The sequence below is a fragment of the Arenibacter sp. 6A1 genome (assembly GCF_012272855.1).
Classification (GTDB): Bacteria; Bacteroidota; Bacteroidia; order Flavobacteriales; family Flavobacteriaceae; genus Arenibacter.
The window spans coordinates 110962-135232 of the sequence record NZ_JAAXCQ010000007.1 but is presented as its reverse complement, the minus strand read 5'-3'; the positions used below and the strand labels follow the sequence as shown (position 1 = coordinate 135232).

At 40.6% G+C, this 24271-nt stretch carries 21 protein-coding genes; 6 read left to right on the top strand and 15 right to left on the bottom strand.

The window, feature by feature from the left end; genetic code table 11:
* The first annotated feature begins 11 nt into the window (after window positions 1-11).
* From fabF to pyk, 4 genes are all read left to right on the top strand, one after another.
* Entirely contained in the window at window positions 12-1262 is a 1251-nt protein-coding gene (gene fabF, locus HCG49_RS08165) for a beta-ketoacyl-ACP synthase II (protein WP_168469044.1), read from the top strand.
* 8 nt (window positions 1263-1270) lie between these two features.
* The gene (gene rnc / locus HCG49_RS08160; RefSeq protein WP_168469043.1) at window positions 1271-2008 is read left to right on the top strand and encodes a ribonuclease III; all 738 of its coding nucleotides are present in this window, start codon (window positions 1271-1273) and stop codon (window positions 2006-2008) included.
* A 113-nt stretch (window positions 2009-2121) separates the two neighbouring features.
* Window positions 2122-2586 carry an IPExxxVDY family protein gene (locus HCG49_RS08155; RefSeq protein WP_072763333.1) on the top strand — a complete coding sequence of 155 codons (465 nt, stop codon included), beginning with the start codon at window positions 2122-2124 and terminating at the stop codon, window positions 2584-2586.
* A gap of 4 nt (window positions 2587-2590) precedes the next feature.
* Window positions 2591-4033 carry a pyruvate kinase gene (gene pyk, locus HCG49_RS08150; RefSeq protein WP_168469042.1) on the top strand — a complete coding sequence of 481 codons (1443 nt, stop codon included), beginning with the start codon at window positions 2591-2593 and terminating at the stop codon, window positions 4031-4033.
* A 155-nt stretch (window positions 4034-4188) separates the two neighbouring features.
* On the opposite strand, the gene dinB is transcribed toward pyk, so the two are convergent.
* Window positions 4189-5286 (bottom strand): DNA polymerase IV, encoded by a 1098-nt coding sequence (gene dinB, locus HCG49_RS08145; RefSeq protein ID WP_168469041.1) that lies wholly within the window; start codon window positions 5284-5286, stop codon window positions 4189-4191.
* Window positions 5287-5363: 77 nt separating this feature from the next.
* Here dinB and HCG49_RS08140 point away from each other — a divergent pair, with 77 nt between their 5' ends.
* Both HCG49_RS08140 and HCG49_RS08135 read left to right on the top strand, forming a co-directional pair.
* A complete protein-coding gene (locus tag HCG49_RS08140) occupies window positions 5364-6041 on the top strand; it encodes an NAD(P)H-binding protein (RefSeq protein ID WP_168469040.1) in 678 nt (225 codons plus the stop codon).
* 47 nt (window positions 6042-6088) lie between these two features.
* Window positions 6089-6556, top strand: coding sequence for a CYTH domain-containing protein (locus HCG49_RS08135; protein ID WP_168469039.1), 468 nt, complete (start codon window positions 6089-6091; stop codon window positions 6554-6556).
* 36 nt (window positions 6557-6592) lie between these two features.
* Here HCG49_RS08135 and HCG49_RS08130 read toward each other — a convergent pair whose 3' ends face one another.
* The 14 genes from HCG49_RS08130 to HCG49_RS08065 form a co-directional block, all read right to left on the bottom strand.
* Window positions 6593-7993 carry an efflux transporter outer membrane subunit gene (locus HCG49_RS08130; protein ID WP_168469038.1) on the bottom strand — a complete coding sequence of 467 codons (1401 nt, stop codon included), beginning with the start codon at window positions 7991-7993 and terminating at the stop codon, window positions 6593-6595.
* 8 nt (window positions 7994-8001) lie between these two features.
* Window positions 8002-11142, bottom strand: coding sequence for an efflux RND transporter permease subunit (locus HCG49_RS08125; protein ID WP_168469037.1), 3141 nt, complete (start codon window positions 11140-11142; stop codon window positions 8002-8004).
* Between the two features lie 10 nt (window positions 11143-11152).
* Entirely contained in the window at window positions 11153-12262 is a 1110-nt protein-coding gene (locus HCG49_RS08120) for an efflux RND transporter periplasmic adaptor subunit (protein WP_168469036.1), read from the bottom strand.
* An 8-nt stretch (window positions 12263-12270) separates the two neighbouring features.
* Complete coding sequence (locus tag HCG49_RS08115; RefSeq protein ID WP_168469035.1) at window positions 12271-12762, bottom strand: GbsR/MarR family transcriptional regulator; 492 nt, start codon at window positions 12760-12762, stop codon at window positions 12271-12273.
* Window positions 12763-13256: 494 nt separating this feature from the next.
* Window positions 13257-13652, bottom strand: a complete 396-nt coding sequence (locus tag HCG49_RS08110) for a hypothetical protein (protein WP_168469034.1) — start codon at window positions 13650-13652, stop codon at window positions 13257-13259.
* Window positions 13653-13709: 57 nt separating this feature from the next.
* Entirely contained in the window at window positions 13710-14729 is a 1020-nt protein-coding gene (gene pheS, locus HCG49_RS08105; protein ID WP_168469140.1) for a phenylalanine--tRNA ligase subunit alpha, read from the bottom strand.
* Window positions 14730-15073: 344 nt separating this feature from the next.
* Complete coding sequence (locus HCG49_RS08100) at window positions 15074-15703, bottom strand: carbonic anhydrase (RefSeq protein ID WP_168469033.1); 630 nt, start codon at window positions 15701-15703, stop codon at window positions 15074-15076.
* 457 nt (window positions 15704-16160) lie between these two features.
* Window positions 16161-16925, bottom strand: coding sequence for a tetratricopeptide repeat protein (locus HCG49_RS08095; protein WP_317167464.1), 765 nt, complete (start codon window positions 16923-16925; stop codon window positions 16161-16163).
* Window positions 16926-18704 carry a BatD family protein gene (locus HCG49_RS08090; RefSeq protein ID WP_168469138.1) on the bottom strand — a complete coding sequence of 593 codons (1779 nt, stop codon included), beginning with the start codon at window positions 18702-18704 and terminating at the stop codon, window positions 16926-16928.
* 5 nt (window positions 18705-18709) lie between these two features.
* A complete protein-coding gene (locus HCG49_RS08085) occupies window positions 18710-19588 on the bottom strand; it encodes a tetratricopeptide repeat protein (RefSeq protein WP_168469032.1) in 879 nt (292 codons plus the stop codon).
* Window positions 19589-19598: 10 nt separating this feature from the next.
* Entirely contained in the window at window positions 19599-20636 is a 1038-nt protein-coding gene (locus HCG49_RS08080; protein ID WP_168469031.1) for a vWA domain-containing protein, read from the bottom strand.
* 44 nt (window positions 20637-20680) lie between these two features.
* Window positions 20681-21679 (bottom strand): vWA domain-containing protein, encoded by a 999-nt coding sequence (locus tag HCG49_RS08075; RefSeq protein ID WP_168469030.1) that lies wholly within the window; start codon window positions 21677-21679, stop codon window positions 20681-20683.
* Entirely contained in the window at window positions 21680-23326 is a 1647-nt protein-coding gene (locus tag HCG49_RS08070) for a hypothetical protein (protein WP_168469029.1), read from the bottom strand. It abuts the gene before it with no gap.
* 5 nt (window positions 23327-23331) lie between these two features.
* Complete coding sequence (locus HCG49_RS08065; RefSeq protein ID WP_168469137.1) at window positions 23332-24198, bottom strand: DUF58 domain-containing protein; 867 nt, start codon at window positions 24196-24198, stop codon at window positions 23332-23334.
* Between the last annotated feature and the right edge of the window lie 73 nt (window positions 24199-24271).

The following is a 24271-nucleotide window of genomic DNA, read 5'->3' as shown; positions in this document are numbered from 1 at the left end:
ATTTCAGTTCAATGCAGTTAAAGCGAGTTGTAGTTACTGGTCTTGGGGCGTTAACGCCCATTGGCAATAATATATCGGAATATTGGGAAGGCTTAAAGAACGGAAAAAGTGGTGCTGCTCCTATCACTTATTACGATGCTGAGAAGTTCAAAGTAAAGTTTGCCTGTGAATTAAAGAACTATAATCCGGAAGATTATTTTGATAGAAAAGAGGCGCGTAAACTTGATAGGTTTGCACAATATGCCCTAATTTCTTCGGATGAGGCCATAAAGGATTCAGGATTAGATTTAGATAAAATAGACAAATTCAGAACCGGTGTGATTTGGGGAGCTGGAATTGGTGGTTTAGAAACTTTCCAAAACGAAGTATTAAATTTCGCTGCTGGAGATGGAACGCCAAGGTTCAATCCTTTCTTTATACCTAAAATGATCGCAGATATTGCCCCTGGGAACATTTCTATAAAATATGGTTTTATGGGACCAAATTATACAACGGTTTCTGCCTGTGCTTCTTCGGCCAATGCCATGATCGATGCCTTAAATACAATTCGTTTGGGGACTTGTGATGTGGTCGTTACTGGAGGTAGTGAAGCAGCCGTTACCATAGCAGGTATGGGTGGTTTTGGAGCCATGCATGCCCTTTCTACACGAAATGACAGTCCGGAATCAGCATCGAGACCTTTTGATGCTACCCGTGATGGATTTGTACTAGGGGAAGGTGCTGGAGCCTTGATCCTAGAAGAATACGAGCACGCCAAAGCAAGAGGCGCTAAGATTTATGCCGAAATTGTCGGTGGTGGTCTATCGAGTGATGCCTACCATATGACAGCACCACATCCGGAAGGAATTGGGGTGGTTCGCGTAATGGAAAACTGTTTAAGGGATGCTGGACTAAAACCAGAAGATGTAGATGCTATCAATACACACGGAACCTCTACGCCTTTGGGCGATGTTGCCGAGTTGATTGCTATTTCTAAAGTTTTTGGAGACCATGCACCCAATATCAACATCAACTCTACCAAGTCCATGACAGGGCACTTGTTAGGGGCTGCAGGAGCTATAGAAGCAATTGCTTCTATCTTGGCTATGGAACACAGTTTGGTACCACCGACGATTAACCATGCTACGGTTGATGATAAAATTGATCCATCTTTAAATCTTACCCTTAATAAAGCCCAAAAAAGAGAAGTAAACGTTGCCTTGAGCAATACTTTTGGTTTCGGAGGACATAATGCATGTGTGATTTTCAAAAAATTAAGCTAATTCATAAGATGAAGTTTCCTGCCAATTTATTTAATTCCCATTCTAATAAGGATGGGGATTTTTTTTTAGGTATGAAATCAATCCTAGGGTTTAAGCCCAAAAACCTGGATATTTATAAAAGGGCATTCGTACACAGGTCGGTCAATAGAAAAGATAAATTGGGCAATCCGATGAATTACGAACGATTGGAGTTCCTGGGCGATTCTATGTTGGGGACTATTATTTCTAAATACCTTTATGGGAAGGTTCCCGAAGGCGATGAAGGGTATTTGACCAAAATGCGTTCGAAAATCGTCAGTAGAGAGCATTTGAACGAACTGGGAAAAGACCTGAATCTGATTCATTACGTAGAAAGCAGAATTCCTAAAGAACGCTTCGGTGAAAATATTCATGGGAATGTTTTTGAAGCATTGGTGGGAGCCATATATTTGGATAGAGGCTATGCGTATTGCGAAAAATTCATCAACAAAAAGGTCATTGGCCCCTATGTGGATATAGAACAATTGGAAGGCAGGGTCATCAGCTATAAAAGCCTGGTGATAGAATGGTGCCAGAAGAAGAAGAAAACTTTTCAGTACGACGTGTATGATGATACTGGAAACGATGCCGTAAAGCATTTCGCGGTAAAATTATCCATAGGGAACAATATTGTGGCAAAAGCAAGGGCAACCTCGAAGAAGAAGGCCGAAGAAATTGCGTCTAAAAGAGCGTATTATGCGCTACAAGATAAAATTAACAAGACTTAATTGTTAAAAGTAATGAAACTCTAACGTTTTCGTAATATAATCTAAATTTTTGCGCTGGCAGGAAGTAGGCTAATTTCGTTATTAACCTTATATTTACCCCTTTCACGGAAGGTATGGCAGCGATATACAAAATTTCGGAAGACTTTTATGAGGATACTTTTACTTTAATCGCCTTGCACAGTAGTTTAGAAGACTATGCATTGGTCTATGCCTTAAACCGTTGTTTGAAATCAAATTTAAAAAGAACTAAATTCGATCTAGAGATAGCCAAGAGCGGTTATTTTCCTATTTTTGAATGGCGAGATCAAGTAAACGACCGATATTATACACTTATTAGCAACATAGGTATCAAGGAACAAGAATTGGTGATGGGCGACCTATTTCAGAGTCAACCTTCCTATTCAACACCTGTATTGATACCCGAATATAGAGAAGTGGACTATTTTTTTAAGGTAGAACACGACGAGCCGGATGCAGAAGAAGTAATCTTCAAATCCGTGTTGTCCATTCCAAGGGTTATTACCGCCTATAGCTTGGACGCGAACAAACTAAAATCTAAAAACAATTTAATTTTTTAATAAAATGCCAACGACAAAAAAGACAAAAATAGTAGCTACTCTAGGGCCAGCTACTAGTAAGAAAAGTGTTCTTAAGGAGATGATGCAGGCTGGAGTAGATGTCTTTAGGATAAACTTTTCCCATGCCGATTATAAGGACGTGGCCGAACGTATACAAATGATACGTGAACTAAATGAGGAATTAGGGATTAACACTTCTATTCTTGCAGATTTACAAGGTCCAAAACTTAGAGTCGGTGTCATGGCTGGGGAAGTGGTCGTAGCCCCTGGTGATGAAATAACTTTTGTAACCGGTAAGCCTTTTGAAGGTACTGCCGAAAGGGTATATATGAACTATACCAATTTTCCACAGGATGTTCAGGCAGGAGAACGTATTCTTTTGGATGACGGAAAATTGATGTTCGAGGTGATTTCCACCAATAAAAAAGATCAGGTAAAGGCTAAGGTAATCCAAGGAGGACCTTTAAAGTCTAAAAAAGGGGTTAACCTTCCTAATACGAATATATCCTTGCCAGCATTGACTAAAAAGGATGTTGAGGATGCTATTTTTGCGATTTCCCAAAATGTAGATTGGATAGCACTTTCTTTCGTAAGATTCAGTCAGGATCTGATAGATCTTCAGAATATTATCAAAGAACATTCAGATTACAAGATTCCGATCATTGCTAAAATAGAAAAACCGGAAGCTGTAGAAAACATCGATAAGATTGTAGCTTTCTGCGATGGTTTAATGGTAGCTAGGGGCGATTTAGGAGTGGAAGTTCCTGCGCATGAAGTACCTTTAATTCAGAAACAATTAGTATTAAGAGCTAAAAAAGCTAGGATCCCAGTGATCATCGCTACCCAAATGATGGAAACGATGATAACGAGCCTTACTCCAACTCGTGCCGAGGTAAACGATGTTGCCAATTCGGTGATGGACGGTGCCGATGCAGTGATGCTTTCTGGTGAAACTTCTGTTGGGAACTACCCAGTACAAGTAATCGAGAAAATGAGCAGCATTTTAAAGAGCGTAGAAAATTCTGAACTTATTAAAGTACCATTAGCGCCACCACAAATTAGAACCAACAGATATATTACCAAATCGGTATGTTATCACGCTGCTATCATGGCCAATGAAATTAAGGCAAAAGGTATTTCTACACTTACCAATAGTGGGTACACAGCCTTCCAAATTTCGGCTTGGAGACCAAAGGCACATATTTTGGTATTTACCTCTAACAGAAGAATTTTAACGCAGTTAAACCTTCTTTGGGGTGTTAAAGCATTTTATTACGACAAGTTTGTATCTACAGACGAAACTATAGAAGACGTAAACAGAATGGCATGTGAAAAAGGCTTCCTAGAAGTTGGCGATATGCTAATTAGTTTGGCCGCAATGCCTATAAAAGAAAAGGGGATGGTAAATACCCTAAGAGTTTCTGAAATAGGAGCTACTGACTTTTAAGCGATCTTATAATATCTAATAAAGCCTTGTAGGGAAAACTCCTTGCAAGGCTTTTTTTATTTCCTTAAACAAGGAAACGAAAACGCTTGCAGTAGTAATGACCTCCCCGCTAGGTTCTCTACTTGAGGTTGATACGGAAGTATAGACCTGTGATCCTAAAAATCGAGTTTTAACTGAATACTGATGGTTTTTTTGTCGGAAGCAGCTTTCTTGTCGGTATTTAAATTGGAGAGGGATATCCCTAGCAATCGCACGGAATTGTCCATTTTTTCTTGGTAAAGGAGTTCTTTGGCCGTTTCTAGGATAAGGCTTTTTTCGGCTATGAAATAGGGCAGGGTCTTGCTTCGGGTCTGCTGGGAGAAATCACTGTACTTAATTTTTAAAGTCACAGTTTTTCCGGCTATGGACGATTTTTTAAGGCGTTTCTCTAGTTCAAAGGCTATGTTTTCTAGCTTTTTCAACATAAAAATTTCACTGCTTAAATTTTCGTCAAAAGTACGTTCGGCACCGACCGATTTGGGAATCCTATTGGGTTTTACTTCACTGGTATGGATGCCCCGAACCACTTGATAATAATAGGCGCCACTTTTTCCGAAGTGCTCGGTTAAAAATTCGGTAGATTTTCCCTTGAGATCCTTTCCCGTAAAAATGCCCAATTGGTACATTTTTTCGGCCGTCACTTTTCCTACCCCATAGAATTTTCGAATGTCCAAATGCTCTAAAAACAACGGTACTTCTTCCGGATTTACCGTTTTTTGGCCGTTGGGCTTGTTGTAATCACTGGCAACCTTGGCGATAAATTTGTTGATGGATATCCCTGCCGATGCCGTTAAGCCTACTTCCTTAAAAATACGATCCCTTATTTCTTCAGCGATTTGGGAGGCCGATGGGTTGCCTTTTTTGTTCGTGGTGACATCTAAATAGGCTTCATCCAAGGACAGTGGCTCTACCAGGTCGGTATATTCGTAAAAAATAGCCCTTATTTTAAGGGAGATTTCCTTGTAGCGGTCAAAGCGGGGCTTCACAAAAATAAGGTCGGGGCATAGTTTTTTGGCCAAAGCACCACTGATAGCACTTCGGACACCATATTTACGGGCCTGATAACTGGCGGCAGCAACCACACCGCGTTTTTCGGAGCCTCCCACGGCCACTGCCTTTTCTCTTAGGTCTGGATTGTCCATTTGCTCTACGGAAGCGTAAAAGGCGTCCATATCGACGTGGATAATTTTTCGTAAAGGAAAATCCAATTTCATGCCGTAAATTTATAACAACTAATTTGTACCGCAGCCAATAGCGAGGTGCAAAACATATATTGATAGAATAGAAAAGGATGAAAATACACGATAAAACAGCCATTGTTTTAGGAGCGACAGGTTTAACGGGGTCTTTCTTGGTAAAGGAACTATTGGACGATCCGCGCTATGCCAAAGTGAAGCTTTTTTCGCGGTCCAAAATTGGTTTTTTACACCCCAAATTAGAAGAGCATTTGGGCGATGTGCTGGATCTGAAAAGTTTTAAAACTTACTTTTTGGCCGATGAAGTATTCTGTTGCATAGGGACTACCAAGGCCAAAACCCCAGATAAAGATTTGTACCATCAAATAGATTATGGAATTCCTGTCAAGGCTGCTCAACTCTGTATGGAAAATGGGATTACCACCTTTATCGTAATTTCTGCCTTGGGTGCCAACCCTACAAGCAAGGTATTTTATAATAAGACCAAAGGCGTTATGGAAGAGGAGGTGATGAAGTGCAAAATTAAAAAAACCCATATCTTGCAGCCCTCCTTAATAGGAGGAAAAAGAGACGAAAAAAGATTCGGGGAATGGTTTGCCAAGCAATTGTTGAAAATCTTTAATTTTGCCTTGATAGGGCCTTGGCAAAAGTATAAAACCATCCGTCCGGAGGCCATTGCAACAACCATGGCTTGGCTGGCCAACAATAAATATCATAAGATATATATTGAATCTGACGAAATTAAGGCTATTGACAAGGATTGTAAAGGATAAGGAACTCTAAAACCCCTCTGTAGTTTCCAGTAAAGAAAGAAGTATCGATGATTGAAATAGAACGTAAATTTTTAGTGAATTCCATAGCCTATAAGGAGCAGGCAAGCAGTAAAACACGTATAGAGCAGGGGTTTTTAAATACGCATAAGGAGCGTACCGTCCGGGTCAGGATTATGGGCGATAAAGGCTTTATTACGGTCAAGGGCATCTCTAATGCCTCGGGTACTTCCCGCTTCGAATGGGAAAAGGAAATACCGGTGCTAGAGGCATCTTCCTTGCTCAAAATCTGTGAAAAGGGCATCTTACAAAAGTATCGCTATTGTATTCCCTCTGGGGAGCATATTATTGAAGTAGATGAATTTTTAGGAGAAAACCAAGGCCTGGTAGTGGCCGAGATAGAATTGAAGTCCGAGGAGGAAAAATTTATAAGGCCCGATTGGCTAGGGCAAGAGGTGACGGGAGATATCAAATATTACAACTCCCAATTGAGCAAACACCCTTTTAAAGAATGGTAAATTAAAACGCCTCCCGAAAAGGAGGCGTTTTTGGTATTATTGCCAGCCCCCACCGAGAGCCTTGTAAAGGGCAACCTTGGATTGCAACTGTTGCAATTGGTTTTCAATTAAGTTAATTTCTGCATTCAGGGCATTTTGCCTAGCTGTTAGCAGATCTAAATAAGTTCCAAAACCATTGTTTAATAAGACTTCAGAATTAGATTCTGCCGTGCGAAGTGCCTGAACTTCGTTATTTCTATATGCGTACTTCTTTACTTCTGAGGTATATTCAAACAGCGCATTGGAAACTTCCTGACCCGCGATCAACACCGTCTTTTCAAAATTCGCCAAGGCCTGTTCTTTCTGTGCCAAAGCTACCTCGTATTGTGTTCTTATTTTTCTATTATTAAATATAGGCTGGGTAAGTCCGCCTAACAAAGATGAAAATAAAGAACTGGAATCGAACCAGTTTTTAAAGTCCAAACTTTGAAAACCAGCTGTACCGGTTAAGGTAAGGGTGGGGTAAAAATTGCTTTTGGCAACATTGGTCAATTCAAAGGTGTTCACAAACTGGTATTCTGCGGCAATCACATCTGGCCGGTTTCTAAGTAGCAGGGAAGGGATACCTATCTGTATGTCCTCTCCTAGGCTTTGTGCCGTTAAATCGCTTCTTTCTATGTTTTGCGAGGGCCTGGCCAGAAGAAGACTCAAGGTGTTTTCGGTTCTAAAGATACTTTTTTCAATATCGATCAATAGCGCCTGGGCATTATATAACTGCGCCGAGGTTTGGTCGACCGCCACCTGGGTTACGTTCCCCGCTTCCTTTAGGGCTTTTATGGTTTCTAGACTGTTTTCCCGGTTCGTGATGGTTTTTTCCGTAATCTCCTTTTGTCGGTCCAAGGCCAATAACTGGTAATAGGTGCTGGCTATTTGGGCTACAAGCTGACTTTTTACGGCCTTATGGGCGGCCATGGTCTGTAAATAACCTGCTTCCGTGGCCCTTTTGTTGCTTCTAATTTTACCCCAAATATCGGCCTCCCAACTCAGTGCGGTAGAAAACTCATAAAGGTTGGTGCTTCCTTGAGATATACCGGAGAACTGTCTATTTTCCGAAGCGTTTTGGTGTAGTACGGAACCCTTGGCGGACAAAGAGGGCAAATACCCGGCCCTGCCTTGTTTTAAATAGGCCTCTGCTGCATTTATCTTTTGCAGGGCAATCCTGATGTCCAAGTTCTTTTGTAGGCCTTCCTCGATATAAGAAGACAAGAAGGGGTCCGTAAACATATCTCGCCAAGAGATAGTAGCCATAGAACTACTGTCGGTTGGTACTTGGGAGGTTCTGTATAAGGAGTCCGTTTCAAAATCGGGACGATCATAATTTTTTGCCACAAAACAAGATTGTAGGCCAAGGGCCATAAAGGCAAAAAGGAATGTTTTATACAATAGCGTTTTTTTCATAATATGGGTTATGCTTTTTCCGTGTTCGTAGTAGGTTGTGGGGTCTCAGAAACTTTTTCCTGTAACCATTGAAAAACAATGAAGAGGACCGGGATAATAAAAACTCCTAGTATAGTTCCTATCAACATACCTCCAGCGGCACCGGTTCCAATGGCATTGTTTCCGGCGGCACCCACACCCTTGGCAAGTACCAAAGGCATAAGCCCTAAGATAAATGCAAAGGAGGTCATTAAGATAGGACGTAACCTTGCTCTTGCAGCCTGTATGGCGGCTTCAGGTATGGATAGCCCCTGTCTTCTTCGTTGTATCGCAAACTCTACGATTAGAATAGCGTTCTTGGCCAAAAGACCTATCAGCATTATAAGGGCGATCTGGAAATAAATGTTGTTTTCCAACCCTAAGAATTTAGTAGATAAATAGGCGCCAGAAACCCCAACGGGTAAAGAGAGCAATACCGCAAAAGGAAGCAAATAACTTTCGTATTGAGCGGCAAGGAAAAAGTAAACAAAAACAATACTCAATAAAAATATGATTCCAGATTGGCCGGCAGAGGCAATTTCTTCACGGGTAATTCCGGAAAACGCCACTTCATAATTTTTAGGCAGTTTTTCTTTGGCGACTTCGTTGACGGCTTTAATAGCATCTCCAGAACTAAAGCCTGGGGCTGCCGAGCCATTGATGGTCACCGAATTGAAAAGATTGAACCTGTTGATGGTCTGAGGGCCGTAAACACGGCTTAGGGTCACAAATTGTGATACCGGTGCCATATCGCCATTACTGTTCTTTACGAACATGCTATTAAGGCTTTCCACATCCTTTCGGTCTTCGGGCTCTGCTTGTACAAAAACCCTGAACTGTTTTCCAAACCTACTGAAATCTGCCGCGTAATAGCCCCCAATATAGCCTTGTAAAGTAGCTAGGATATCTTTAATGTTTACGCCCGCTTCCTTGGCTTTGGGAATATTGATGTCCATTTGCAACTGCGGGAAATTGGTGCTAAAGGAGTTGGAGGCATAAGCAACTTCTGGGCGCTGAATAAGGGCAGAAACAAAATCATTGGCCGTATTGTCCAACGCCTTTAATTCGCCCGAACTACGATCTTGTAATTGCAATTCAAATCCGTCCGAAGAACCAAAACCAGGAATACTCGGAGGAGTAAAGAAAATAATTTTAGCATCGGAAATAGTGGCTGCTTTTTTATTCAACGCACCTATGATGGCGCCTATTTCCGTAGCATCCGTATCTCTGTCTTCCCAGCTCTCTAAAATGATAAAGCCCATTCCATAGGAACTTCCTGCGCCAGAGAAAAAGTTGTTCCCATTAATAATAGAAGCGGTTTTTATACCTTCAATGGTGTTGATGGTTTGATAGAGCTCTTGGGTAATGCTGTACGTCCTGTCCAAGGAAGCACCTTGGGGAAGTTCAATGTTCATAAATATTACCCCTCTGTCTTCTGCAGGTACAAAACCACTAGGAGTAGTGCTGTTCGCCCACCAAATAGAGCCAGCAGCAAGTAGCAATATGGCTGCCGTTACCCATTTGTGCTTCACTAAAAAGTACAATGACTTGACGTATTTTTTGGTGCTGGCCTCAAAAGCGGCGTTAAAAGCCATATAAAAACGTTGCAAAAGTCCCTTTTTCTGGTCTTTTCCATGGTGCGGTTTAAGGAAAATAGCACAAAGAGCCGGACTTAAGGTTAAAGCGTTAACGGCAGAAATTAATATAGCGATAAGCAAGGTTACCCCAAATTGCTCATAGAAAACGCCAGAAGGTCCCTTTATAAAAGTAATAGGAATAAATACCGCTGCCATCACCAAGGTTATAGAAACAATGGCGCCGCTAATTTCGCTCATGGCACTCACGGTAGCTTCTTTGGCAGAATCATACCCTTCTTCTAATTTGGCATGTACGGCTTCTACCACTACAATAGCATCATCTACCACGATCCCAATCGCCAAAAGAAGAGCAAATAGGGTTAGTAAATTCAGGGAATAGCCAAATAAATTAAGGAAAAAGAAAGTACCGATAATAGATACCGGAACGGCTATAGCCGGAATTAAGGTCGATTTGAAATCTTGAAGAAAAATAAAAACCACTAAAAAAACCAATAAGAAGGCTTCTATAAGCGTGTTTTTTACCTTATTCATGGAGGCCGTTAAAAACTTATTGGTGTCGTAATTAATTAGGTATTCCACGCCTTCTGGAAATTGCTCTTTTAGATCCTCTAATTTTACATACAGGTTTTCTATAATTTCCTGGGCGTTAGAGCCTGGGGTCTGAAAAACGCCAAAGTTAACACCGGGGTTTCCCTTAGATCTAGAGAGAGAGGTATACGAAAAAGCACCAAGTTCTACTTTGGCCACATCTTTTAGCCTTAGGATTTCTCCATTGCCCAAAGATTTAATGATGATATCGCCATATTCTTCGGCCGTTTTATAACGCCCCTTATATTTGATTACGTATTCAAAGGATTCCCCTGAATTTTGACCTAAGGAACCTGCTGCGGCTTCCAAACTTTGTTCGCCAATAGCACTCACCACCTCTGTAGTAGTCAGCTTATAGGCAGCCAATTTTGAAGGGTCTAACCAAACGCGCATAGAATAATCCTTGCTGCCAAAAACATTGACGGCACCAACACCCTTTACACGCTGTAACTCCGGTTTGATATTGATGTTCAAGTAATTTTGAACAAAGGTATCGTCATAGTCGGGATTAGAAGAAAACAAGGCCACGTACATTAGGGCGGAACTTTGTTGTTTTTGGGTCGTAATCCCGGCCCTAATCACTTCTGCGGGCAACAAGGCATTAGCCCTAGATACCCTGTTTTGAACGTTTACCGCGGCAATATCGGGATCTACCCCTTGTTCAAAAAAGACTGTTATATTGGCACTTCCCGAGTTACTGGCCGTAGAGGTCATATAGGTCATGCCTTCTACACCATTAATTTGTTCCTCTATGGGGACTATCACACTTTCTAATATGGTCTCGGCGTTGGCACCAGGATAACTGGCACTAATAGAAACCGTAGGAGGGGCTATATCCGGGTATTGGGTTACGGGTAGTTCAGAGAGACCTAAACCCCCCAATAATAGGATAATAATGGATATGACGGTAGATAATACCGGCCTTTCTATGAATGTTTTTAACATGCTAGCTAGATTATTTAAAAACCGTGTTGAATGAATTGATGATTTCGTCGAAAGAAGTTAATTCCGGTACTATTTGGGTACCAGCCCTTACTTTTCCAAGGCCTTTGGCCAAAATTTGCTGGCCTTCTTCAATGCCCTCGACTACTGAAATGCCGTCAACATCTGCAAGTAACCTAACAGCTCTGGGGACCAGTGTATCTCCGTCTACCAAGTACACAAATTTTTTGCCCTGTTGTTCGTAGGTAGACAAAGAAGGAACCACCAATACATCGTTCAGTTCTGAAGGAAGGATAATCGTGCCGCTACTGCCATTTCTTAAAAGTCCCATTTCGTTAGGAAAAGTAGCTCTGAATTTTACCGTTCCCGTGGCCGGATTTACTTCTCCAGTAATGGTTTCTATCGTCCCCGAGTGCTCGTAAAGCGACCCGTCGGCCAATAATAGCTGCACCTCTGGTAGATTCTTGGCTTTTTCTTCCTGTGTTTTTCCTTCGGTTTCGCGCAAAAATTTAATAAGCTCCTTCTCGTTCATGGAGAAAAAAGCATATACATTTTCAATGCTCGAAATGGTGGTCAGTGGAACGGCATCTTGGGCACTTACCAAATTTCCCTTTCTATAAGGAATAGCGCCTACAACACCGTCGACGGGACTAATGATGTTGGCATACCCAATATTGGCTGCAATACTTTGGTAATTGCTTTTTGCCTGCTCTAAATTGGCCTTGGCGGTCTCTAATTGCACCTGGCTTATAATATTTTTTGCAACCAAGGGGCGTAATTTGTCAACCTCTAATTGCGCTACATTTATTCGGGCCTTGGCCGCGCTGGCATCTTGGGATAGGGCTTGGGTTTCTAGCGTAAATAAAAGTTGTCCCTTTTTTACCTGCTGGCCTTCGTCTATCAGTACTTCCTGTATGTAGCCCGAAACTTTTGCCCTTACCTTGCTGTTGATCATTCCTTCGATACTCGCTGGATATTTGGACAAGTTGTTTACAGATCTTTTTTCTACTTTAACCGTGGGCAGCGACATGGCCGATGCTCCTTTAGGGGTAGCGGCAACCTCACCACAGCTGTGTAAAAGGGAGATGCATATCGGGACAAGAAGGAATAGTACTTTTTTCATATAAAATGCTAGTTAAGGGTGTTTTGTAAGTTGTTTTTGAGGGTTTTTAAATTTTTGATGAAATCGTTTATAAACAACGCATAATTTTTAGTGTATTGCAGCCCTGGCAGATTTTCATCGTATTTATTATGCTCTTTATATAAGTTCGTTTTAAAAGCAAAGAGTTTTTCATGTAATTGCTTTTCTTGTTCCCATTGTGCAATTTTTTTATCCAACTGAACAATAATATCATTGGGGGCCGCCTTAAAATAACGTTTTCTATCGCCTAGTTTGGTAAAGTATATCACCCGTCCAGTATTTTGCAGCAATTGCAAATTTGTAGAAACAGAACTTTTGCTGGCTTTTAAAGTTGTTACCAATTCGTCAAAAGTAGTTCCGTCCTTTTCGGACAGTATAAGCAGCGAAAAAATCCGGGCGGCTAAATGAGAAAGTATTTTGTTGGTTTCAAAATACACTCCCAATTCTTCTATAAGTTCACTTTTTTCTAGCTCTAAATCCAAAATATTGTTTAAAAAAAATTTTTTAAATATACAATTGGTTCGGGATTATCCGAACTAACAGAGGGTTAATGTTGCGTTAAAAAAACGAATGGGAAAGTGTGTTATTCATGTTGTAAAGCTGTGCAAAGTAGTAGGGAAGATCTGGGTCCTTAGCATATTAATTTGGGCGTTCCCTCCTTCGTCGGGCGGGCCCTTGGCTGTATCCCTTGCGCTGCTGCGGGGATGCCGCCGCGGTCCCTAACGCGGAATTCAGTTTACAATAAACAATTTGCAATTAACAATGAGAATTATGCTAATTGATTATTGTTCACTCATTATTGTTCATTGAAAAGCGTTAGCTATTGCAGCGGCATCCTTTTTTAGAGGGCCATGGGGCCTTTAAAAAAGATACAGCGGAAAGAGCGACCCGATAGGGGAACGCCCAAATAAAACCCCTAAAAAAGGGGCTTTACGCTTTAAAATATATAATGGGGTAAAACGGGGCGTTTTTAAGATTAATCGGCCAATATACCTTCTTGCTCCAATACGGGAAGAGGTTTGAAATTAGCTTCGTTAATGCTGTTTTTTTCGAAAATGAATCGCTTTTCGTATAGTTTGTTATCGGCGAAAAAAGTCACGAAGAACTCATTGGTAAAGCTTAGTATATCTTCCTGAAGTTCTTCTATTTTCTTAAAATCCTTTCCATTGATATCGCCTAAACCATGGCGCATCGTAGATGTTTTTCTATCGCCTTCATAGCCATTAGAAACGGCAATGGCGGCTTCGATGGTGGTTTCCCTATCGTTTATAAGGTATACATTCCAATTTTTTTCCAAAAATTCTTCGTTCCATTCGTGGATAACAGCAACATAAACATGTTCTGCAATTGGAATTTCAATATCTTTTTTCATGTATTGTAAAGGATCTTTAAAGGGAAATATAAACTATTTTCTTTTTGGAATGGCGGATTAATAAGCGTTTTTAAATTGCTCTAAAAATCGCACATCGTTTTCGCTCAATAATCTAATATCGGAAATCTGGTGCAACAACAAAGCAATACGGTCTATCCCCATTCCAAAGGCAAAGCCAGAGTATTCGTTAGGGTCAATACCACAATTGGTAAGTACATTAGGGTCAACCATACCACATCCCATGATTTCCAACCAACCGGTACCTTTGGTCATTCGATAATCGGTTTCTGTTTCTAATCCCCAGTATACATCTACTTCTGCGCTAGGCTCCGTAAATGGGAAATAAGAAGGCCTTAGCCTGATCTTTGATTTTCCAAAAAGTTCCGTAGTAAAAAACTGAAGGGTCTGTTTTAAATCGGCAAAGGAAACGTCCTTGTCAATATAAAGACCTTCTACCTGATGGAAAAAACAATGGGAACGCGAGGAAATAGCCTCGTTTCTATATACTCTCCCCGGAGAAATCGTTCTGATGGGAGGCGTGTTGTTTTCCATATATCGCACCTGTACCGAGGAGGTGTGGGTACGTAATAATATGTCCGGATCGGTTTGTACAAAGAAGGTGTCCTGCATGTCCCTTGCCGGATGGTATTCTGGAAGGTTCAATGCCGTAAAATTATGCCAATCGTCTTCAATTTCTGGACCCTCGGATACATTAAACCCAATTCTAGAAAAGATTTCGATGATCTGGTTCTTAACAATAGATATCGGATGCCTTGACCCTAGGGGTAAAGGTTCGCCTGGCCTTGTTAAATCGCCATAAATTCCTTTTTCTTCAACACTATTTTCAAGAGTATCTTTTAAAAGGGCTACCTTTTCGGTAACTACAGTTTTAAGTTCGTTGATAGTTTGTCCAAATTCCTTTTTCTGTTCCTTGGGAACATTTTTGAAATCGGCGAAAAAATGATTGAACAATCCTTTTTTTCCTAAATACTTAATACGGAAAGCCTCAATAGCTTCTTTATCATTGGATGAAAACTTTTCAACCTCTTGGATATGCTCTTTTATTTGTTCTATCATGCTCATCACTTGGCTTGTGTTTGTCCTGAAAATAGGAAGTGCAAATTTAAAACTTTTATGGCAAGAGGCATGATTTTTATGGAAATAAAAAATGGGCCTTATAATTTTTCAGGCGGGTTTTTAGAAAACCTCGGTATTTAGACCGAATTTGTCTGATTGATATTGGAGGTGTTTGGTGATATTGGCTGTACTATAGAGGTAAGCAAGCAACCTATGGCTCCGATGCCGCTAGGGATACTAAAGCTTTCCGGGGAATTTTCTATTATTTTTTGCAACAAAAAATAAGGGTAGCAATCTCATATAGAGAAGGCTACCCTTGTAAAACAGAAATATCGATGGCCGATTTACTCTAGGTGATAAATCTCCATGATACTATTAAGAATACCCTTAAAATCGATTTTAAGGTCTATTAGCTTTCCGGTTTTTACATCAAAAACCCATCCGTGAACCTTTAAGTTACGGTCTCTGTGGGCCCTTTGAATGGCAGCGGTTTTTATGAGGTTAATACACTGTTCCTGCACATTGAGTTCTACTAGGCGATCGTATTTTTGATCTTCATCCTCTATGGCATTCAATTCGGTTTTATGAATCCTGTACACGTCGCGAATATTTCTGAGCCAAGGGTTTAAAATCCCCAGATCTGCCGATTGCATCGCTGCTTTTACGCCCCCGCAAGAATAATGACCGCAAACGATAACATGCTGTACCTTTAAATGGTCTACGGCATAGTTGATGACGGACATCGCATTTAAGTCAATACTGATGACCATATTGGCAATATTTCTATGTACAAATACATCGCCTGGACCAAGACCCATTACTTCTTCTGCAGCCACTCTACTATCAGAACATCCGATATAAAGAATTTCAGGCTTTTGCCCTTTTACTAAATCGCTAAAAAATTTTGGATCGTTTTGTAGCTTTCCTTCAATCCATTTTTCATTGTTTTTAAAGACTTTGTCTATAGTTTCCATGTGTCCTGTTTCTTTTTTTTGTAAAATTAGTTGAATCTTGTTTAGGTTCAGCTTCTTAAAACCATTTTCTACTTCCGTAAAGAATTAGATTAGTAGTAATAAAAGGAATGTACTTTTATTTTTAATAAAAAATATGGCCGAAAACTTTGTGTTTCTCTTGGGTTATAAGAGCGATTAGCAAATTCTAGGCTATTTCTTCTGGTGTCAAAAATATTAAACGAATCTTAACTAAAAAAGCAATTCGGGGAAGCAAGGGTAATATCCACGATAAAATTGGAACCATCCCTTAGATATGTAGTGTAATCCCTACTACAGCTTCGCCGGGTTTCAGGAATATGAAATATGGTGTAAATAGAATAAAAATCTATAAATGCAATTATACGAACAAGAAAATATTCCTCATAGAAGATGCTCTAGAGCGTAGCTAACAGACAAAACTTTTTTAAATGTAAGGGTATTATTTAAAATCTTTGATGTCCCTAATTTCCTTGGCTGGTACCCAACCAGTTTTACCGTTGATCAGCGCTATTTTTTTCCAATCGTTTAATTGGTTCAATACATTCACCTTGGTCCCTGCATGTAAAACAAACACTTCTTGGCTTCTGGCATTAGGTTCGGATTTAATGCTGATTTCCTCTGCAAATACAATGGCTGGTTGTTCTGCCTTAAAGTCAGCATATTGTACATAAGCGAAAATAAAACTCCCTATAGAAAATACAAAAAAGACAAGTGCGCTTATAAAAGCCACTCGCTTTTGGGTGGCATAGGCCAGGAAGTAAAAAAGAATGTACAAGGAAACAAATAAGATCATGAAAGCGACGGCCAAGTACGCCCACTGATCAAAGGAAAAGAAAGAAGTAACTGCCTTGTAAAACCTGAAAATACCCGGTTGAGGCAAGGTTTCTATATCGTCCAAGGTCATGTTCTGGGCAAAGGTCAAATTGTTTTTTATGTCCCTATCGTTTGGGTTTAGCAATAAGGCCTTTTCGTAGTAGAAAATACTGGGGGCAATCTTATTTAATTTGTAATAAGTATTTCCCAGATTAAAATACAATTCGGCAGAATGCTCCCCGTTTTCTAGGATGGCCAAGTAGTTTTCAGCAGCTTCATCAAACTTGCCTTCGTTATAAAGGGAGGTAGCCTGCTTAAATAAATCCTGGTTTTGGGAGATTCCCAAGCTGCATACCAAAAAAAATAAAATATATAATCCGCGCTTCATCATCTATATCTGTTTATCCAATTGGGAAATTACTTCACTAGCAGTATTGTAGTCTTGTTGCATTTGTACCACGGAAAATGGACTGTAACGGGCCATTTCACAATTTTTCAACAAGCCGATAAATCCTTCACTCGTAGCAAGGTCAACATTTTTTTCTGATAATAAAGTGGTAATCTTATCCTTGCTGAATTCGGAGGTCTCTATTTTTAATTTAGCCTTTAAATAGTTGTGCAGGGCCTTTTCCAAGGCTATATAAAACGCTTCCTTGTCGCCCAAGGTCTTCTTGGCGGCAGAAAGGTATTTTTTCGCTAATTTATTGGCCCTTTTAATCTTGTTTCCTTCTACATCGCTCGAGATGGCTTCGCGTTTTTTACCAAAAAGGATGGCCAATGGAATCAATAGGATAGGAAGTAACCACCAAAGGAAAAAACGATTACTGCCAAAAAAGTAATTGGTTTCCTTAGGAGTTAAATTAGGGGTTAATTTATTAAACACAAATTGGTTGCCAGTGGCAGCTATAGTTTGCTTGTTTAAAACAGCACCGCCTCTGGTATTTATGGATCCGCTAGAAGGACCTTCGATAACGTTGATTAATATTTCCTCTGAATTTAAGGTGTGATATTTTTCTGTTTTAGGGTTAAAATAGCTGAAGGATATGCTAGGGATAGGGTACTTTCCTTTATAGGTAGGTACCACAGTATAGCTATTGTTGATCATTCCCTCCATTCCCGAAAGATTGGTACGGATGTTTTCATTAAACTCTGGTTCGTAAACTTCTAAAGAGCTTGGCAAATTTAATTTCGGAATTTCAAATAATTTTAAATTACCTTTTCCATTAATGCTAACTACCGCCTGTAGGGATTCGGAGGCATTTAAACTTGTTTTGCTAGTGGTAACAGAAAACTTAAAATCGCCTACTGCCCCACTAAAATCAGCAGGCTTTCCTTCTGTAGGCAAAGCTTTGACGGCAATAGTGCGCTTTCCGGCAGAAACCGTCTTGCTGGCCTGTGCAAAAATACGGCCCCCAAAAAAGTCGCGCCTATTAGTAGGTACTTGTAAACTTACATCCAAGGATAAAGGCTCTATTTCTAATTCCCCTGTTTTCTGAGGATACAGTACTACTCTTTTTAAAATTACCGATCTGTAGGCCTGTCCCTTAAACGTAGTATTCTCGGTAGTATACTTGCTAATGGGCATATCCTGACTCCAAAAATCGTTGTATTTAGGGTTGTCCAAAGCTCTAAAATTGGTGACATCTATGGTCGGACTGACGTATAATTTGTAGACAACGGTAACCGCTTCATTTAGGTAGGGGGTAGGGTTAGAGAGCTCTGCAACCAAATGCAGGCTTTCATCGGCTACATCATCTACCGTTTTTTCGGCATCGGGTTTGTCTACTGCAGCAGTGACTTCAATGTCCTGGGGAAGCGATTTGTAGGTTTCCCCATCGATAACAATGGTGGCTTGTTTAATGGTAAATATGCCCCGGCCCGTAGGTGCAAGGGTATAGGAATAGGTTTTTGAAAAACTACGGACCCCGTTGATCCAAGAAGAACTTATAGATTGTGAAGGCCCCATCAATACTCGGAAACCATTAAAATCCGGAGGGGTAAAATTGTCGCCGTCCTTGTTCATCGTAAAATCTACCCGGATGCGCTCGTTAAGGCCAAGTTTGGTCTTGCTGGGCTTCATCTCAAAGGTTACCGCATCATTCCCTTGGGCTTTTACCAAAAAACACAGGAAAAGCAAGGGTAAAACCGAAATGTATTTTTTTATGTTCACTGTTGCTACCAATCTTTTTCATTTTTAACCTTAGCACCTTTTACCTTTTGGGCATCCAATTTTTCCTGCACCTTTTTCTCCTCGTTCTGCATGGCCTCTAACAAGTTTTTCACCTGTTGAGGGGATAATTGGTTGGGTTTGGGTTGCTGTTGTTGTTTGTCGTCCTGTTGATCTCCTTTGTTGGGCTGCTGGTCCTTTTCTTCTTTTTCGTCCCCTTCACCTTCTTTATTCTCTTCTTTCTTTTCGTCGCCCTTATCTCCTTCGTCTCCTTCTTCTTTCTTTTGGTCTTCGTTGTCGGAATCCTCGCCCTTGTTTTTATCTTGGTTGTCTCCTTCTTTTTTATCCTCGTTCTTGTCCTCCTTATCCTGCTGGTCCTTATTGTCCTTGTCGTCCTTGTTTTGATCGTTTTTTTGTTCGTCCTGCTGTTTTTTTAGCAATTCTTTTGCCAAGGCCAAATTGTAACGGGTTTCTTCGTCACTAGGATTGTTTCGCAAGGCTTCCTTATAAGCATCTACTGCTTTTTGGTATTCCTTGTTTTTCATAAAGACATTGCCCATATTGTGATAGGCCTTGTGTTTATCTTCCTTATTGGTCGATATTTCGCCAGCTTGCTTATAGCGTCCAAAGGCTTCACTGTAATTTTCGTTCTGATAATAGGTGTTCCCTAAATTGTAGGGGGCTATACCGTTGTCGGCACTCTTGGAAATAGCTTTTCGGTAATTGGCTTCTGCATGGACAAAATCGCTTTTTTCCAAGTCTTTGTTGCCTTCCCAAACATAATTGGTAGAGGAGAGAAGTGACTGTTTCTTTTCTTTATCCTTTTCCTTGTCCTGTGCATACGAAAAACACCCTATCAATAAGAGTACATACATGATCTTCTTCATAATCTTTCCTTTATCGTTCGTTAAACAAATTGAGCTTTTTAAGCCATTTGGTTTTTCGGTCTAGTATAAAGAGGTCTAAAAATAGCAATAAAAGAGCAACCGCCAAAAACCATTGAAACTGGTCTTTGTATTCGGCAAATTGTTTGGCTTCAAACTCTTTTTTGTCCATTTCGTTTAAGCGTTCTTTTATGAACTCAACCGCCGTTTCGGTATTCTCTCCATTGATATACTCCCCATTGCCCTGGTTGGCAATATCAATAAGGGTCTCTTCGACCAGTTTGGTAATGACGACCTCTCCATTGGAGTCCTTTTTTAGGGTTTCCAAGACACCTTTTCTTTTTATAGGAATAGGCGCTCCTTTTGTTTTTCCTACCCCAATGGTAAAGATGCGTATTCCTTCTTTGGTCGCATCTTCTATAGCTTGTGCGATAGAACCTTCGGAATGATCTTCCCCGTCCGAAAGTATAAACAGTACCCTGTTGGTTTGCTCATCGTCATTGTAATAGGTAGATGCTAATGTTATGGCCTGGTCGATTGCAGTTCCTTGTGAAGAAAGCATATCGGTGTTCATACTCTGTAAAAACATTTTGGCGGCCCCGTAATCTGTAGTGATCGGCAATTGTGGAAACGCCTGGCCGGAATAAGCAATGATCCCAATTCGGTCACTGGCCAGTTGATTGATGATCTCGGAAACCAATCTTTTTGATTTTTCCAGTCTATTGGGGGCAATATCTTCGGCCAACATACTCTTGGAAACATCGACCGCAAAAACAATATCGACCCCTTCGCGTTTGACCGTTTCTAATTTTGTCCCAATTTTAGGGTTGGCCAGGGCCAGGGCTAATGAGGCCACCCCCAATAAAAGAACAATTAATTTTAAAGTAGCCTTAAAGTCCGATTTATCGGGCGTCAATCGCTTTAATAAAGCGAGGTCCGCAAATTTCCTTTGGGTCCTTTTTTTCCATATTTGAAGCAATACAAAAAAGACAATTACCACAGGAATTATGAACAACAGGTATAGGTATGTTTTTTCGTCTAATTGAATCATTTTGTTTTCTTCATTTATGATCGGTAACGATCAATTTCATTCGGTTATATAAAGCTTCTGAACAAGGTGTTGCGCACGAACCACTCTACGCAAAGCAGGCCTAGGGCCAAAAGAACCCAAGGTCTGAATTTTTCTTCGTGCTTGTGGTATTTAAATTCTTCGATTTCTGTTTTTTCCAGCTTGTTTATTTCGTCATAAATAGCTTCTAGTTTCTTGTTGTCCGTAGCCCTAAAATATTTCCCTCCGGTAGCCGTGGCGATGTCTTTCAACAATTGCTCGTCTATTTCAACTTTTTGCATGGCGTACCTAAAAGAACCGTCGGAATTATAGCCAACAGGAGAAAGAGCGGTTCCATTGCTCCCCAAGCCAATGGTATAGGTTTTTATCCCGAATTCAACGGCTAAATCAGCAGCGGTTTTCGGTTCTATAAAGCCCGAATTGTTTACCCCGTCGGTTAACAGAATAATCACCTTGCTCAAGGCTTTGCTGTCTTTTAATCGGTTTACGGAGGTTGCTAAACCCATACCTATGGCCGTACCATCGGTAAGTTTGCCATAAGTGACGTCGTCCAATGCTCTTAAAACAATAGCCTTGTCACTGGTGATAGGGGTTTTCGTATAGCTTTCTCCGGCATATTCTACCAGTCCTATACGGTCATTTGGGCGTTGCTTTATAAAATCGGCAGCAACTTCTTTTAAAGCTGCCAAACGATTCGGTTTTAGATCTCTGGCCAACATACTAGAAGATACATCTATGGCCATAACTATATCTATTCCCTTAGTAGTCTTTGTTTTGGTAGAGATTTCCTCGGTTTGTGGTCGTGCCATAGCTACTATAATGGCAGCAAGGGCTATGAGCCGCATTAAAAACAACACAGGTTTTAACTTGGGCAATAGGCTGTCTTGGGAAAACCCTTTGATGCTCGATATGGTCAAAGAAGCACTTTCTTCCTTTCTTTTAAAATAATACCAAAGGATTGCCACTGGTAGCAATAATAGCAACCAGAAAAATTGTGGGTTGGCAAAAGAAATATTTTCTAACATTTATAATGTTGTTTTTACTTCTACGGTGTTTAAAATTTTGTCTACGATCTGTTCGGCATAAGCGTCTTCGGATAACCAGCTCAGCATTATATTTTGTTGGAAACCCTTGCCGCCAAAGAAAAGAATAACATACTTTCCATCTACAAGCTCTTTAGATTCCGGAACAGAAAACTTTCCGCTACCGTATAATTTGGCGCCTTTAACGCCCGAAACTGAATAGAACTCTTCTTCCTTGGTGGTGATTATTTTGTTTCCTTGGGCTTCAAAAGCTTTCAATAGCTGTTCTGCCGTTTCTTCAAAATTAGGATCTACAGCTTGTGTCAAGGTCATTGAGGTTGTGGCTACCGTAAATAAACCGATAGAACTTCTGTAGGCGAAAGCTTGTATTTCCTTAATATTGGCCTGCGCTTCTGGCGGTAATTTTACCGGCTGTCGCAATAAAACCTTTGGAGTTTGCAGACCGATAGGAGGATTCCCGTAATCGCTGCGTACCCATTCGCCCTCCAATAATTCTTTAGTAGGGTGTCCTAAAACAGTATCTTTTACATATCCAAAACCATAGTATCCAATAGTGGCCACCCCTGCAATCAGGAGTATGGAAACACCAATGACGGCGGTAAGGACCAATTTTTTCTTCTGGTTCTTTTTTGCCAGGGCTTCTAAATATTCTTCGCGTTGCAACAAATCTTCCTCGGTCGGCTCGGGAATCGCCTCCTTGGTTTTTATAACGATCTGTTCTACCGATTTTCGATCTCGCTCGGCGACCGAAGTCTCCGGTTTAGACTTGGCAAATTTTACCAAATCTGAGGTTTGTAACACTTGTTTAAACTGTTTAATAGTATCTTCCTCTAACTTCAGCTGACCGGCATCCTTCATCATTTCCAAGGTGTCTATCAACTGGTCAGTGGTGCTTTCCAAGGCCGTTACATGTACTTCTTCTTCCAAATAAGAACGGACAATATCCGTTAATTCCGAATAATAGGACTTAAAATCGTCCTGAATTAGATATTTGGAGTTTTCTAGTTCTTTCAGCTCTAAGATGGCCCTGTCAAAAGGCGGTAATAAGGCAATTTTTTCGGCAGCCGTCAACGGCTTTTTTCTAAAGACAAACCAATAAACCAATCCGCCTACAAGAAGTAATGCCCCTAATATGCCCAAGATAATTTTCCAAAGTCCCGAATTGCTCTTTTCTACCTCAATGATAGGTTTAATATCATACAGCTTCTGGGTCAAAGTGTCTACCGAAACGTTGGCGACATGGACCTGAATGGAATCGGTAAAAAATGATTTTCCGTTCACCACTATATATTGCTTCGGAATGGTATAGGCGCCAGAATCGAATTGGGTTAGGGCATATATTCTTTGTAAGGTAACCCTATCCAGTTGTTTTACGGTGTCTGTTTTTAAAGCCTCCACGGTTTCCAAAGGAGAAAAGGTCTGCCCCTCGGGAAAAATTACCTGTGCCGATGAATCTGCCTCTACCGTAATTTTATACCGTATTTGCTCCCCTATCTTTATAGCAGTTGTGTCTACCGTAGAAGAAACGCTAGGCAGACTTTGGGAAAAGCCTTTGAAACAGAAAAAAAGGATGAATAGCAGTGTCCCTAGAGAGATTCTTTTAGGTGAAAATAATTTATAATCGTTCATTTTTCTTATCCTCGTCGCTTAAAATAACCCAACAATTTTTTTACATAACTTTCGTCTACCCGACAACTCAACACACCACAGCCCGCTTTGGTAAAGGTCTCCTGAAAGTAAGCTACTTGTTCCTGATAGTGTTTTTCATAGCTAAGGCGTACTTTCTTCGATTGGGTATTTACCAATTGCACGGCACCAGTTTCGGCGTCTTGCAGCTGTACCATTCCCAAATTGGGGATTTGTGTTTCTTTTTCGTCATAAATTCTGATACCGGTAAGGTCATGTCTTTTACCTACAATGCGCAAGGTCTGTAGGTAGTCATCGGTGATAAAATCCGAGAGCACAAAAACAATGGCCTTCTTCTTCATTACATTGGTAAGGAATTTTAAGGCCGCCTCTAAATTGGTTTTCTTGCTTTTTGGAGAAAATTCTAACAGTTCGCGAATGATTCTAAGGGCGTGACTTTTTCCTTTTTTAGGAGGGATAAAAAGTTCTACCTCATCTGTGAACAGCATAAGACCCACCTTATCATTGTTCTGAAGGGCCGAAAAAGCCAAGGTGGCCGATATCTCGGTAATGATGTCCTTTTTAAATTGATTGTTAGTGCCAAATAGTTCCGAGCCACTGACATCTACTAGGAGCATCATGGTAAGCTCTCGCTCTTCTTCAAAAACTTTTACATAAGGTTCATTGTATCGGGCCGTTACGTTCCAATCTATAGATCTAACGTCGTCGCCAAATTGATACTGGCGTACCTCACTAAAGGTCATTCCCCTACCTTTGAAAGTAGAGTGGTATTCTCCCCCAAAAATATGGTCGGAAAGACGTCTTGTCTTAATCTCTATTTTACGAACTTTTTTAAGTAATTCCTTGGTATCCATCATGGTAATAAACAGTCTTCAATAGGTATTGAATTTCAATAGGTTTTTGAAAAATAGAATTTAGCACTGCCCT

Bases quoted from the DNA above. Each gene is read 5' to 3' on its own strand.
- fabF (WP_168469044.1), top strand. From the start codon at position 12: ATGCAGTTAAAGCGAGTTGTAGTTACTGGTCTTGGGGCGTTAACGCCC.
- rnc (WP_168469043.1), top strand. From the start codon at position 1,271: ATGAAGTTTCCTGCCAATTTATTTAATTCCCATTCTAATAAGGATGGG.
- HCG49_RS08155 (WP_072763333.1), top strand. From the start codon at position 2,122: ATGGCAGCGATATACAAAATTTCGGAAGACTTTTATGAGGATACTTTT.
- pyk (WP_168469042.1), top strand. From the start codon at position 2,591: ATGCCAACGACAAAAAAGACAAAAATAGTAGCTACTCTAGGGCCAGCT.
- dinB (WP_168469041.1), bottom strand. From the start codon at position 5,286: ATGAAATTGGATTTTCCTTTACGAAAAATTATCCACGTCGATATGGAC.
- HCG49_RS08140 (WP_168469040.1), top strand. From the start codon at position 5,364: ATGAAAATACACGATAAAACAGCCATTGTTTTAGGAGCGACAGGTTTA.
- HCG49_RS08135 (WP_168469039.1), top strand. From the start codon at position 6,089: ATGATTGAAATAGAACGTAAATTTTTAGTGAATTCCATAGCCTATAAG.
- HCG49_RS08130 (WP_168469038.1), bottom strand. From the start codon at position 7,993: ATGAAAAAAACGCTATTGTATAAAACATTCCTTTTTGCCTTTATGGCC.
- HCG49_RS08125 (WP_168469037.1), bottom strand. From the start codon at position 11,142: ATGTTAAAAACATTCATAGAAAGGCCGGTATTATCTACCGTCATATCC.
- HCG49_RS08120 (WP_168469036.1), bottom strand. From the start codon at position 12,262: ATGAAAAAAGTACTATTCCTTCTTGTCCCGATATGCATCTCCCTTTTA.
- HCG49_RS08110 (WP_168469034.1), bottom strand. From the start codon at position 13,652: ATGAAAAAAGATATTGAAATTCCAATTGCAGAACATGTTTATGTTGCT.
- pheS (WP_168469140.1), bottom strand. From the start codon at position 14,729: ATGATAGAACAAATAAAAGAGCATATCCAAGAGGTTGAAAAGTTTTCA.
- HCG49_RS08100 (WP_168469033.1), bottom strand. From the start codon at position 15,703: ATGGAAACTATAGACAAAGTCTTTAAAAACAATGAAAAATGGATTGAA.
- HCG49_RS08095 (WP_317167464.1), bottom strand. From the start codon at position 16,925: ATGATGAAGCGCGGATTATATATTTTATTTTTTTTGGTATGCAGCTTG.
- HCG49_RS08085 (WP_168469032.1), bottom strand. From the start codon at position 19,588: ATGAAGAAGATCATGTATGTACTCTTATTGATAGGGTGTTTTTCGTAT.
- HCG49_RS08080 (WP_168469031.1), bottom strand. From the start codon at position 20,636: ATGATTCAATTAGACGAAAAAACATACCTATACCTGTTGTTCATAATT.
- HCG49_RS08075 (WP_168469030.1), bottom strand. From the start codon at position 21,679: ATGTTAGAAAATATTTCTTTTGCCAACCCACAATTTTTCTGGTTGCTA.
- HCG49_RS08070 (WP_168469029.1), bottom strand. From the start codon at position 23,326: ATGAACGATTATAAATTATTTTCACCTAAAAGAATCTCTCTAGGGACA.
- HCG49_RS08065 (WP_168469137.1), bottom strand. From the start codon at position 24,198: ATGGATACCAAGGAATTACTTAAAAAAGTTCGTAAAATAGAGATTAAG.